The following is a 12,958-nucleotide window of genomic DNA, read 5'->3' on the forward strand; positions in this document are numbered from 1 at the left end:
GTTTTGACGCCTGCACGAGACAAAAATGCCCCCGCCCACCGAACTGAAGATCAGTTCGCCATGGGCGGGGGCATCAGCCGACGGGCTAGACGACGAGAGATTCGCGAAGAATCAGCGGATTTTCCAGATCACCGGCGTAAAGCAGGCCTCCGGACTGATCGGTCAGGTCCAGCATCTGCTGGTTATTGCGTAGCTGCAGCCGGTTCAGGCAGGAGAGTGGGAAGGTCTCGGCGAACAAGCCCAGTGCGTCAAAGTGCTCGGCAAACTGTGGATTGTCGCGTCGGTAGCTCAAAAGTCGATCCGACACGATGCTCCAGAAGGTCTCCTCCGCTAGCAAGCCCTCGGCATCCAGCAACGGAGCAAGGAACCTGAAGAAAGAATCGAAAACATCGGTGAAAATTGAGAGCACCGGGTCTCCGCCGGTACGTACCCGGCGAATTTCCTCGGGCAGGTGCACCCGGTCGGAAAGCACCGCGATCTCTTCGCCAAGGTCCTTCATCAGTGCCTTGCTGATGGCACCATCGCGCAGAACGAGGATGACGTTCTCACCGTGGGGCATAAACGCCAAGTCATAGGCGGCCAGGCAGTGCACCAAGGGCACCAGATAAGCGTCGAGGTAGTCGCTGACCCACTGTTCTGGCTCTTGTCCACTGCGCCGAATGAGCGCACCGGCAAAGCTGCGACCTTCGTGATCGACATGCAGGAGGCTTGCCATGGTGGCTAGGGTCTCACCCTCGGCCAGCATATCCACCGGGGATTCGCGCCACAGCGCGGCCAGCATCTTACGTTGCGCCGCCGATGGTTTGGTCGCCGCCTCGAACTGGCGATTACGGTAGCCGACGGCTGCGACCTCGCGCAGCAGACCTACGGGAGCCTTCGCAAGATACGGGTCGGCGTCAAAGAGCTCACCTAGCCATTGGTTGATGGCCGGAGTGACCTTCATATAGTCCGCGCTCAGTCCGCGCATGAATCCCATATTCAGAATCGACATGGCCGTTTTAACGTAGTGGCGAGTCGGATTGGAACGGTTGAAGAAGGTGCGGATGGACTGCTGTGGCTGGTAGTAATCCTGTGTCGCACCCAAATAGATCAGGTCTTGATTTGCGATGTCGTTGGCAAAGGTCGTCGACAGGCGGTTCTCCCACTGCCACGGATGTACGGGCATCAGCAGGTAGTCCTCGATACTTCGGGAGGTTCCCAGCAACGCCGTGCCCAAAATACCTTCCAGACGCGCCCGTTCGGCAGGACCGAGCTCGGTCTCGAGCAGTTGCTCGTAAGACAGCGAGTCCATGGTCGAGAATTCGGCGGCATCGCGGTGTGCGGCTAGCCAGCCCAGCTTGATCGCCGATCCGGTTTCCGGGGCATAGCGAAGATAATCGGTGCGACCGATACCCATTCGACCGTTGTTGGCGACGAAGCAGGGGTGCCCCTCGGTCATGGCTGCCTCGATGCGCTGGAAAGCGGAGGCGGCGTCGCCGGAAAACTCGGCCAGATCTGCACTGCTGTGTTCGGCGTGCAACTGCTTGTAGCAGTGCCCGGCCAGCGTCGAGTTCAGCTCCTCGAGGTAGGTGGGAAGCTGTTCCTCGCGAAGGGTCAGTCGCTCGGCGAAGCTGGTGATGAAGTCCAGGACGTTGACCGAGGCCTCGGTCCACTGCCCATCAATGAGCGTCTCGTGGCGAATCGAGGCTGGGTCGACGATCCAATGGTTGAGCAGGTAGCGGCCGGCGGCGAAGTCATAGCGCTCGGTGGGGGAGTCGATGCGGAAGCGGCCGTCATCCAGTACTACTGGTTCGAGTAGTCGTTCATGACTGAACTCGCCGATCGCCTTGGCCAGCACATGGCGGTTGGCTGCCGCCCAACGCGCTGGTGTTAGATGTGCGGCTCCGGTGCTCGTGCCGGTGACACGTTCATAATCGGCGCGTGTGCAGATCGAGAGCAAGGCGTGCTTTGTACTGCCGTCTTCTTCGAGGAGCTCAACCGGGCCCACGGGAGCGAAGCCAACGCGTGAATTCAGGGCCTGAATAGCCTTATTGCGAATATCGGGTTCCACGACGACACGTTCGGTTCCCGGCTGAGCGAAAGCGTAGCCCAAAGCTGCGGTCATTGCCTCAAGGGTGAAGCCCGGTTTGGGTGCCTGTGGCCGTGGCGCGAGGAAATGCAGGCCAAGGTCACCGCGCACATAGGGGTAACGGCCCGCCAAAGGGGAATTAGCCGGGTCGTAGAGTTCGATCAGGAACTGTGGCCCTTCGGCGTCCTCGGCAATGAGGACGTGATACTCGGCAGCCTCGACCAAGGGCGCATAGGCCTGCTGAATCTCCGCGACGCTGGCAGTGGGCATGCCCCAGAAGCGTGCGTGCTCCGTGGCGATCCACGAGTGCAGGAGTTCGGCGTCGGCGGGTAGCTGCGCGCTACGGAAGGTGTAAGTCTGGGTCGTCATGATCTCTCTCCTAGTCGAGTGCGGTCGCAGTGGTTGGCAGGATGCTGCTGGGAAGCCCTTCGAGTTCGGCGGCACCGAACTTTTGGAAGGCGATTCGTTCTTCAACCGGGTACACCTCTCGACCTGCAAGGCGATTGATGAGCACCGAATTGCGGTACGCGCCCATACCCAGGTCGGGGGCGGTGAAGCCGTGGGTGTGCAATTCGGCGTTCTGTACGAAGATGTCCTGCGCGCGGCCAACGCTGTAGTTCCGGTCCACGTCAAAGCGGCCATCGGGAAGGTAGCTGATGCGCTCGGAAATCCCCTTCAGGAATTCATCGGTGGCCTGGCGGTAGCCGGTGGCAAGCACCAGCTGATCGGTGCCGAAAACCATCTCTTCGTCAGTGCGATCATGGCGCAAGGTCACCTGCAAGGTGTCTCCGGCCGGGCGCACCTCGAGTAGCGAAGATCCGGTGCGCAAATGCACATTCGGGGCTCCGTGGACGCTGCGTTGGTACAGCTCTTCGTGGATTTCGTCGATCAAGTCGGCGTTGATCCCCTTGTACAGGCCCTTCTGCGCCTTGGAGAGGGCATCGCGTCGGTCCATTGGCAGTGCATGGAAATGGTCGATGTACTCCGGTGACGTCATTTCCAAGGTCAGCTTCGTGTATTCCAGCGGGAAGTAGCGTTCGGATCGAGTGGACCAGACCAAATGATCCTCTTCCGGCAGGCTGCGTAGCAGATCGAGGAAGATCTCGGCGGCACTTTGACCACTACCCAAGACCGTGACTACCTTGCCACGCTGGGAATCGGGTACCTCAGCGAGGATTTGATCGCGTCGGAACAGGTACTCGCTACTGTGCGTTACCGCGCCGCTTCCCAGTGCCTCGGAGGTGACGGAGTCGGGTAGGTAGGGCTCGCTACCGGTGCCAAGCACGAGCTTGGTGGCGCTGAAAGAAAGCAGGCCTTGATCGGTGAGGACCGATAGTTCGTAGCGCCCATTCTGGTAGCTAATGTCCATGACACGGTGCCCGAACTTAACGCTGGGCAACTGCTCTGCGGCCCACGCGAGGTAGTCGCTGTATTCGTTGCGCAAGGCATAGAAATTTTCGCGGATATAGAACGGGTAGATACGCCCGTGAAGCTTCATGTAGTTCAGGAATGAATAGCGATTGGTCGGATCCGCCATGGTGACCAAATCCGCCATGAAAGGAACCTGCAGATGGGTGCCGGGAAGCATCATGCCCGGGTGCCAGCTAAAGGAATCGCGTGCCTCGAGTACGGCCAGCGAAAAATCCGGCAAACCATCGCTCAGCGCGGCAAAGCCCAGATTGAAGGGGCCGGCGCCAATGGCGATGACATCGTAGTGTTCGTGGGTCGTGGGGGTGCTCATGCGATGGCCTCATTCATGTGTTCGCTCAGGATTTCATTGCCGACGCGGCTAATCTCGTCGAGAATTTCGACCAAGCTTGCCAGTGGCGTATTCGGGTTCAAGATGGTCAGCTTGAGCATGCGCTGGCCCTCGACGGTTGTGGCCGCAATCATCGCTCGTCCGCTGGAGTAAAGACGGCGTCGTATTTCGTTGGTCAGTTCATTGCGTGTCGCGTTATCCAACGGCCAGCCGCGCTCTTCGAACCAGAACACCACGGTAGAGAGCTGGACCGGAGCGGCGAGGTGCAGATCCGAACGCAGCGAAATTTCGCGCTCAAGATCCTCGGCTAGCTCGATCACTCGGTCGAACATGTGGCCAATGCGGGCGGCGCCGAGGTTCCGTAGCGTGACCCATAGTTTCAGGGCGTCGAAACGGCGGGTGGTTTGTAGCGATTTGTCGACCTGGTTCGGAGTCTGCTGAGCTTCGGAACTTGGGTTTAGGTACTCGGCGTAGTGGGCGATCGCCGCAAAGTTTCTTCCGTCGCGCAACACCAAGGCACTGGAGCCGATGGGCTGGAAGAAAGACTTGTGGAAATCGAGGGTTACCGAGTCCGCGAGGTCAATGCCCGATAGTCGCTGTCGGTGCTGTTCGGAGACCAGCAGGCCACAACCATAGGCCGCATCCACATGGAACCACGCTCCGCATTCACGAGCTAGCTCAGCCAATTCGTTCAATGGATCGATTGCGCCAAAATCGGTGTTTCCTGCTGTCGCCGAAATTGCCATGGGCACCAGACCTGCCGCGCGGTCGGCCGCGAGGCTGGAGCGAAGCGCGTCCACATCCGTCCGGTGCTGAGCATCGGTGGGAACGCTGACGACGGCGTCCGGCCCCAGTCCCATGAGCTTGGCAGCGTTCACGATGCTGAAATGCGCGTCCTGGGAGGTGTAGATCCGCAGGGCGGCCTGACGATCGGCAAGGCTACCGTGGGAGCACTTGGCGGTTGCGACATTACGCGCAATCAACATGGCCTGAAGATTCGATTGGGTGCCGCCCGAGGTGAAAATGCCGTCGGACTGTGCCTCATCGAACCCGATGAGTGAGGCGCTCCAGGTCATCAACCGACGTTCAATCATCGTGGCACCGGCACTTTGATCAAAGGTATCCATCGACGTGTTCAGCGAGGTTACGAAGGTTTCGGCAGCGACGGCTGGGACGAGAACCGGGCAGTTGAGATGTGCCGCGTACTTTGGATCGTGGAAGTAGACCGCATCCCGAAGATAGAGGTCGTGGACTTCGTCGAAGACCTCGCGGAGGTCTTCCAGCGGTGAATCCAGATCTACGGCGTTTACCGCTGCTGCTAGCTCGGACGGTGCCGGGCCCGTGGTTGGTGATGAGACGGTGGCGAAGCGAGCTGCTACTCGAGCGGTCGACTCTTGGGTTGCCAGCAGATAATCCTGCACTGAATGGGAGTCCAGTACTGCCGGTTCGAACTGTCGCTGAGCCGTGGGCGCCGGAGGGGCCGTTGGCAAGGATTCTGTAGAGATGCTCACAATCAATCCTCGGGTCGTATGTATAGAAGATTTGGCTTAGCTAACTTAGCGATGACTATTAACATCACAAGCTCCTTGGCTAATGCAAGTGTCCCCAAGTCGACCTCCGGTTCGCAGGTAGGGGAAGCTTGCATTTTGGGCGACTCGGAGAGATCATCTCGCGGGACGCGCGAGCCTAAAATTCAATTTCGAGACACGAGGATTGCGTTATTGCTCGTCATAAACCGGATTGAGAACACAATCTGCCACACGGGAATATTGCCCATAATCAGCCTTCGCTCAGTGTTGCTCGTCGTAGGGGTCTAACCCGGTAAATGCACGGCCGGTGAATGGCTCGATAGCTATGGATGTCTTGAAAGCCTCCGCGCCATTGACGGATTATGGCCATGCTGGCGGGCATCTTCTCGGCCAGTCATCGTGTGAGGCGATCGCCTATCCGAACTTTTTGGCGCGATGTTGAATACGAAGGTTTAAGTTTTGAGCGATTCAAACTCGCACAAGTCATGCCGTTTCGTACGTGACTTTTTCTGATGTGAACCGGCCGAATTTTGGGTATGGGCTCATCGCCGCCGACCCGTGGAAGTAGTGGGTGCAACCAATTGCTCACGCGCCATTATCGGTAGCCGCTGAACTTACTCAGTGGGCCGCAAATCGCTAAGGAACGAGTCTGACCCTCGTGGGTCATATATTACGAATGTGTCTTATCCCACGTTTTCGAGGGGTGTGGCCAGCTCTAATCTTGCCGATAAGGGGTAAGGCGTGGGATCCAGCATGCGACATGTTCTTGGTAGCTATGGAATGAGGCGCCGAAGCGCTGCCGGAGATCGTCCTCCTCCACGGGGCGGACAGCCCAGTTCCACACGGCGGCGCCGGCAAGTGCGTAAATAATAGTGAGCCACGAGCCGATGATGAGCCCCACGGCTATGCCCTGCGTGATACTCGCAGCCGCCATTGGATTTCGAATCCAGCGATAAGGACCGGCGATCACAAGACGAGTCGGCATGGCCGAAGGTAGGGGAGTACCTTCGCCCAGTCGTGACATGGTCGCGGCCGACCAAATGGCCGCAACGCTACCAAGAATAAAGAGCCCGTAATCGAATCCCAGGACCGCTGAGTGCCATGGAACGACCAAAGCCAATCGGCGCTCGTAGTACCAAATCATCGCGGGAATGAGCGCTAAAAAGACGATCCAGAATACGGCCATCTGTCGCAGGGTGCGCAACAGGTGAGCCCGTGCTGTGGCGACGGGCGCCTTGCGAAAAGTAAACGGTCCGCGCAAGAGCAATTCACCGGGGACGCGCCGATAGCGCAGGATCATGCCAGAAGCAATGGTGCCGGCCATGGCCAGAAGCATGATGAGTGACCCCCAATCGGCTCGGGTGGTGGCCAAGGCGTAGCCAGTCGTGCCCAGCGCGGCAATTGCGGTGTAGGGGATCAGGACCCAGATAACCGGGAGATACCCCGCCGCAGCGATGGCCGAGGTAACGACGAACAGCGGAAGATCGAAAAGCGCGACCACCGCCGGATTGAGGCCCCCGAGGGTGGCCTCGCGCACTACGGGAGAGAACATCAGCACCAGCCACCAACCAGTGGCCGCCACAGCTTGCAGCGCAAAATATGTGCGCGCAAGGTGATAGTGCCGCGCTGATGGGCTAGTGGCTGCATTGGACACACTGTCAGCATAGGTCACCGACGAAATTAGCGAACCCGCCGCGGTGCCGTGGATCGGCTCTGTGTTCAGCAATGCCCGGTACACTGGCCACATAATCGGGTCATATGCGGTCTGCGATGTCGTTCCTTAGGATCCGACTCCTACAAGTTGAGGGCACCACCACAAGTGAAACTCGTCATCGATGCACGGTACGTCAGGATTACTCACCACGACGGAATCAGCCGGTTTACCGCCGGACTTATCGCAGCAGTCAGTGAATACGCCGATGTCACCATGCTGATTCACGACGAGAGGCAACTCGAGCACTTGCCTCGATTGCCCTACCTGAAAATCAACGCTCCGACCTCGGTGCTCGAACCACTGGCGGCCCTCCAGGTCAACAAGCTGAGACCCGACGTTGTCTTTTCGCCGATGCAAACCATGGGTTCCTGGGGACGCAAATTTCCGCTGATCCTGACGTTGCATGATCTGATCTACTACGCCCACCCCAAGGCGCCGGGCTTTCTTCCGGCGCCGATTCGCGCCGGTTGGTACCTCTTTCATCAGGTCTACTGGCCGCAGCGGATGCTACTTAACCGCGCCGATGCGGTAGCCACGGTGTCCCACACAACGCGCGACCTGATGCGCCGGCATCGCCTGACGCGACGCAAAATCGGGATCGTGTCTAACGCGCCCAACCCTGTCGATGCGGTGCGCGACCCTCAAACGCAACCGGCGAAGACACTCCTTTATATGGGGTCCTTTATGGCCTATAAGAACGTTGAGACGTTGATTGACGGCATGGCGTCACTGCCGGATTACGAACTGCATTTGCTCAGCCCCATTCGCCCCGACCGCCAGACTGAGCTCGAAGAACGGGCGCGGCCCGGCACGCGGCTCGTATTCCATAACGGGGTCAGCGACACCGAGTACGCCGAGCTTTTGGCCCGCTGCACCGCTTTGGTGACACTCTCGCGCGAAGAAGGATACGGTCTTCCGCTGGTCGAAGCGATGTCGACCGGAACCCCTGTGGTGGTAAGCGACATGCCGATATTTCGTGAAGTCGCCCAAGATGCTGCGCTTTACGTCAACTCAGATAGCGCCGAAGGCTTTGCGTCCGCGGTACGAGAACTAACGGACGGGGATCGGTGGCGTGAGCTGTCTCGACGCTCGGTGGCGAATGCGCAGCGTTATTCTTGGCAGCATTCCGCGCGGCAACTAATGGAACTTTGTGAGTATGCGATAACTCATAGTCGAGTGCATCGCTGAACCGCCGACCTCCGGCCCTGGCCACATCCAGCGAGGCCCGAAAAATACGGGTTGAGTAGTGATTTGGCCCGTCTCATGGGCTGATTTGTCACTCTGAGAGTCGGGGTGCTAGAGTATTACTCGTTGCAATCCTCCATAGCTCAATTGGCAGAGCATTCGACTGTTAATCGAAGGGTTACTGGTTCAAGTCCAGTTGGAGGAGCCAATTTGGCCTCGATTCTTTTCAAGAATCGAGGCCATTTTCATTTCTGGCATTATTTCTGTGTTTTCACGCGTTTCCCTGCGGTCGCTTCGGTGCCCTCCCCGGTTCCTGACCTCTTGTACTAAACGCTCAGCTTCCCCTTGGCCCATCTAGCAAAAGCGATAGACTTTCAGATCGGTAGCAATTGCACCCGCAGAATGACTTTCGGCCGATAGGGTTACTCCTAAAGGTGGAGTCGTTGAAACCCATGCGGGTGTTAGCGTTGAATCACCGGTTGCCCGGCAATCTAAATACTGGAGTAGAGCATGTCGCACGCGGAGTCGTCGCAGGTGAACGGAAGTCTGAAGGACAGTCTCAAGGACGCGAAAACGCAGGTCGAGGGGCTGAAGGACCTCGTTCCCCAGCAGCTCAATGACGAAGTCAAGCTGGCCACCACCACGCTGAAAAGCAAAGGTATCAGCGTCGGCGTGGCAGCCGCACTGGGCGTCGGGGCGCTACTGGTGGTTCTACTATTCGTCATCGCGGTTGTCGTGACCCTCGTAAACGTTCTGGCGATTTGGTTGCCCGGCTGGCTTTCCGCATTGATTGTTGCCGTCTTCTTCCTGCTGGTTGCCGGAGTGCTGGCGCTGATCGGTTACCGCAAGGTCAAAAAGGCGCTGCCATTGACTCCGGATGACGCTATTCGTGGCATCCGGCATGATATTGGCGTGCTCAAGGACGGTAGCGCATTCGACGAATCCACGTTGGATGAGCCACTGCGTCCGAAGAAGGAAGAGAAGGACGAGGAAGCGGCCGAAGACAAGGAAAAGAAGGTCAAGGAGCCGGCTCCAAGCATCGACGAATTGAAGCTGCGCACCAACCGTCGCCGTCGCCAGATTCAGGCGCTGCGCGACAACCTGGGGGTCAGCATGGAAACCCCGAAGGCCAAATACGATCAGGCGCGGAACTTCGCCGATCGTATGGGGCAGGGCGTGACCGGCTTCGCCGCAAAGGCCCGTACCGTGGTCAACCCCTCCGGCGATCCTGCCGGAGACCGGCCAGAAGGCCGGGACTTTCGCCGCAAGGTGGAAAAAGTAAAGCCGATTGCCATCATCGCAGGGTCGTTGGTGGCGCTAGGACTCATTATTCGTAAGCTCGCTCAGCGAGGATAGTCGGTGACCGGGTGTTGCAGGACAACGCCTGTGCCTCTGTTCTTGATGCGGCCGGGCCGGTGGGTAACCACTTCGGAGCATTTGTAGATACAGGGAGGGCACTGTCATGGTGTGGATTGCCGTAGCGGCCGCCGTTTGCGGTGCCTTTGGGCTCGCCTTCGGCGCACAGCTGCAGTCCATGGCCGTGCGTTCGCACGCCGGCGGACTTAGCCTCAGCCTCGGAAATGTTGGGAAACTACTATCATCCGGACGCTGGGTCGGCGGCCTGTTGCTTCTGGGCCTCGGCATGGTGCTGAACGTTTTTGCGTTGGCCAGTGCACCGTTGACGGTCGTACAACCAATTGGTGCCATCGCCTTGGTCATCACCACGGTGGTCAATTCGAAGGTCAATAACCTCACCCTGAACCGGCCCACCGTGATGGCGATCATCAGTTGCATGGCCGGCTCGGTGGGCTTCGTCTTGCTGGCGATCGCCGTGACCAACGCCAGCAATGAGATCACCGCCGCCGAGGCGCTGACGATTGAGGGCATTCTGGCCCTCGTTGTGATCTGCTTCGGCGGCTTGTATCTCATGTTCCGCCGCCGTTTGGGCGCCTTCTTCTATATTGTGGCCGCCGGGGTGCTCTTTGGTTTCGTGGCCGTCCTGGTGCGCACACTAGCCGTATCGGTGGTGCACCTAGACGGGCGAAGCCTCTGGACTCTGCCGTGGCTTGCCGTGGTGGCAGTGGTTGTCGCCGGGCTCCTGGGCACCTATTTCGTACAAAATGCGTACTCGAAGGGTCCGCCCGATCTGGTGATCGCCGGGCTGACCGTGATCGACCCGATTGTGGGGATCGCGTTGGGCATCTCGATACTTGGAGAATTGCGTTCCGACGTACACCCGGCGATGTCTGTGGCCATGGCCGTCTGCGCGCTCTTGGCCATTATCGGCGTGGTAGCACTCTCCCGGCACCACCCGGATGTGCTCGAGCGTCGAGCCAAAGCTCGCAATGATAAAGAATCCGTGGGGCAGGGCACGTACAACCTTGCCGAGAACAAGTTCATGACTGACAGCTAAGGACAACGAGTGGCCAAGGAAAACCCGCTGACCATCGTCATCGCCGCCGATACGTATCCACCAGATGTGAACGGCGCTGCAATGTTTTGCTACCGCTTGGCTACGGCCATGCACGCGCGCGGCCACCGCGTGCACGTGCTGGCCGCGCGCGGCAGCAAGGGCGCAACCTACACCGAGGTGCGTGACGAGGCCATCGTGCACCGGCTGCGTTCGCACGCTGCGCCCACGCACGATTACTTCCGCATCGTCTTCCCCTGGGAAGTCAACCGGGAAATCGACAAGTTGCTGAACGACATCAACCCCGATGTGATCCATGCCCAGAGCCACTACATGATTGGGCAGCACGCACTGGCATACGGGCGCAAACATTCGGTACGCACCGTGGCCACCAACCACTTCATGCCCGAAAACCTCGACCCATTCCTGCCATTCCCTCGCTGGTTCAAGCGCATCGTGGCACGCAACTCGTGGCGCGATATGGGCAAGATCTTCGGTCGAGCCGACGCGGTGACTACCCCGACCCCACTGGCGGCCAAGGCCATGCGTGAACGGGCCGGGCTGGAGCAGGTTCTGCCGCTGTCCAATGGCATCGAGGTAGGCAACTACGAATTGGCCGAGGGCGAGCAGATCGAGAAGAACCCCGAACCGACGATCCTCTTTGCTGGACGTCTGGCGGTGGAGAAGAACATCAACGAGCTGATTGAGGCGCTTCCGCTGATGCGCAAGGTGCCCAATGCCGTGGTGGAGATTGTCGGTGGCGGCGAGCAGCGCGCACCGCTGGAAAAACTCGCCAAGGAGCAGGGTGTAGCCGAGCGGGTGCGTTTCCTCGGACACGTCAGTGACGAAGAGTTGCGGGCAGCGTATTTGCGCGCCGATGTGTTCTGCCAGCCAGGCACCGCCGAGCTGCAATCCTTGGTCACGCTCGAGGCCCTCTCGGCCTCGAAACCGGTCGTGCTGGCCAACGCAATGGCGCTTCCGCACTTGGTCGACGTGGGAGTCAACGGATACATGTTTGAGCCAGGAGACCGTGCCGATCTGGCCGCCCGGCTCGATACCATCCTCGGTCTGGACGATGCGGAACGCGCCAAAATGGGCGAAGCCGGGCACCGCAAGGTGATGAATCACGCCCAGAATAAAACCATGGACGCCTTCGAGGCATTGTATCGCGGACAGACGGTCGGGATTCTGTAGGCTACGGCCCGTCGAATCGCGCATTAGCCGACCCATGCCATAAGATATTTCGAGTGTGTTGGGCTAATGCCCGCGGCACACAGTGGGGCGTTAGCTCAGTTGGTTAGAGCAGGGGACTCATAATCCCTTGGTCGTCGGTTCAAGTCCGACACGCCCTACCACCGCGGCGGCGCCGGGGACCTTGCGTACATCAAAGTCCCCGGCGCCACCGTTTGTTTTCCGCCCCAGGCATCCCAGGGCAGGAGGATCGAGGGGCGTTGATCGGAGATCAACAGTGCCGGATCGATATATTCTCCGTTCAAGCGCACACCCCAATGCAGGCAACGTGCCGAACAATGGGCGCCGGTCGCCAACTCGCCCAGTTTCGCCCCGGCCTCCACCCAGTCGCCCTCCTTCAGCGTGGCCTCGAGCGGCTCCAGGCTGGTGGTGTAGCCATATCCGTGGTCGATCACCATCACCGGCCGATCGACCACGGTGCCGGTAAAGGTAATGCGCCCGCGTTGCGGGGCCAGTACCTGTTGCGGTGGTTGGGCCGCCAAATCCACCCCGCGGTGACCCGCTAACCAGCGTTGCGCCGGAGGATCAAAGGGGCGCAGTACCGTCACCGCGCCGGGCAGTGGCCAACGCCAGGCATCTGGATGCGGGGTGGGGGCACCCGGGCTCAACGTTGTCACTGGAGCACTTCCCATTCCCAGCGAGAGGAAGGCTGCCAACAGCACCGTGGCAGCCCGTCGTACGATCGTCACCAACAGAGCGTTCATGGGTCTTAGCATGGCCACGCCAACGCCGCACGAGGCGGGGCCATCAGCGGGCTGTGGGTAAGCCGGCTCACGTCAGCCGGCAAGGCGTCGTGTAGTACACTAAGAACTGCAGTTTTGTGCAGAAATCCCCTGGATCGAACCAAGACTGACTTCGCGTGCGATTTTCCCGAACGAGATAACTCACCCGGGCGCTGCGGCCCACTGGTCCGACTTCGGTCGGAGGGCGGCGCGATCGCACTAGGGCGGAAGGCCACAAGGGCCCGACGCGTCAACCACAACAACGAGGGCAGTTACCGCGGTTGCACTATGCAACCGGTCCGCCACTGCTGGAAGGAGTT

Annotated in this window: 9 protein-coding genes and 2 tRNA genes; 6 read left to right on the forward strand and 5 right to left on the reverse strand. The window is 59.5% G+C overall.

The genetic code is table 11. The features are described 5' to 3' along the window. Positions 1 to 85 precede the first annotated feature (85 nt). The 4 genes from ACJD00_RS04625 to ACJD00_RS04640 all read right to left on the reverse strand — a co-directional run bounded on the left by ACJD00_RS04625 (position 86) and on the right by ACJD00_RS04640 (position 7,010). The gene (locus ACJD00_RS04625) at positions 86 to 2,437 is read right to left on the reverse strand and encodes a GNAT family N-acetyltransferase (RefSeq protein WP_418908692.1); all 2,352 of its coding nucleotides are present in this window, start codon (positions 2,435 to 2,437) and stop codon (positions 86 to 88) included. A gap of 10 nt (positions 2,438 to 2,447) precedes the next feature. Beyond that, positions 2,448 to 3,809, reverse strand: a complete 1,362-nt coding sequence (locus ACJD00_RS04630) for a lysine N(6)-hydroxylase/L-ornithine N(5)-oxygenase family protein (RefSeq protein WP_418908693.1) — start codon at positions 3,807 to 3,809, stop codon at positions 2,448 to 2,450. Next, positions 3,806 to 5,338 carry a pyridoxal phosphate-dependent decarboxylase family protein gene (locus ACJD00_RS04635; RefSeq protein ID WP_418908694.1) on the reverse strand — a complete coding sequence of 511 codons (1,533 nt, stop codon included), beginning with the start codon at positions 5,336 to 5,338 and terminating at the stop codon, positions 3,806 to 3,808. Before ACJD00_RS04635 ends, ACJD00_RS04630 begins: the two co-directional genes overlap by 4 nt. A gap of 733 nt (positions 5,339 to 6,071) precedes the next feature. After that, a complete protein-coding gene (locus ACJD00_RS04640) occupies positions 6,072 to 7,010 on the reverse strand; it encodes a methyltransferase family protein (protein WP_418908695.1) in 939 nt (312 codons plus the stop codon). A 165-nt stretch (positions 7,011 to 7,175) separates the two neighbouring features. Between ACJD00_RS04640 and ACJD00_RS04645 the strand changes: the two genes are divergently transcribed. The 6 genes from ACJD00_RS04645 (at position 7,176) to ACJD00_RS04670 (ending at position 12,020) form a co-directional block, all read left to right on the forward strand. Next, positions 7,176 to 8,258: a glycosyltransferase family 4 protein gene (locus tag ACJD00_RS04645; RefSeq protein ID WP_418908696.1), complete on the forward strand. Its 1,083-nt coding sequence runs from the start codon at positions 7,176 to 7,178 to the stop codon at positions 8,256 to 8,258. Between the two features lie 129 nt (positions 8,259 to 8,387). After that, positions 8,388 to 8,463: transfer RNA gene (locus ACJD00_RS04650), tRNA-Asn, on the forward strand. Between the two features lie 302 nt (positions 8,464 to 8,765). Next, complete coding sequence (locus ACJD00_RS04655; protein WP_418908697.1) at positions 8,766 to 9,611, forward strand: phage holin family protein; 846 nt, start codon at positions 8,766 to 8,768, stop codon at positions 9,609 to 9,611. 106 nt (positions 9,612 to 9,717) lie between these two features. Continuing rightward, the gene (locus ACJD00_RS04660) at positions 9,718 to 10,668 is read left to right on the forward strand and encodes a DMT family transporter (protein ID WP_418908698.1); all 951 of its coding nucleotides are present in this window, start codon (positions 9,718 to 9,720) and stop codon (positions 10,666 to 10,668) included. A 9-nt stretch (positions 10,669 to 10,677) separates the two neighbouring features. Continuing rightward, positions 10,678 to 11,859 (forward strand): glycosyltransferase, encoded by a 1,182-nt coding sequence (locus ACJD00_RS04665; RefSeq protein ID WP_418908699.1) that lies wholly within the window; start codon positions 10,678 to 10,680, stop codon positions 11,857 to 11,859. Between the two features lie 84 nt (positions 11,860 to 11,943). Further along, positions 11,944 to 12,020 (forward strand) — tRNA-Ile (locus ACJD00_RS04670). Here the strand turns inward: ACJD00_RS04670 and ACJD00_RS04675 are convergent. Next, entirely contained in the window at positions 12,015 to 12,620 is a 606-nt protein-coding gene (locus ACJD00_RS04675; protein ID WP_418908700.1) for a M23 family metallopeptidase, read from the reverse strand. The two genes, ACJD00_RS04670 and ACJD00_RS04675, sit on opposite strands and share 6 nt — an antisense overlap. Positions 12,621 to 12,958 lie beyond the last annotated feature (338 nt).

This window comes from Glutamicibacter endophyticus (genome assembly GCF_048457885.1).
GTDB classification, from domain to species: Bacteria; Actinomycetota; Actinomycetes; order Actinomycetales; family Micrococcaceae; genus Glutamicibacter; species Glutamicibacter endophyticus.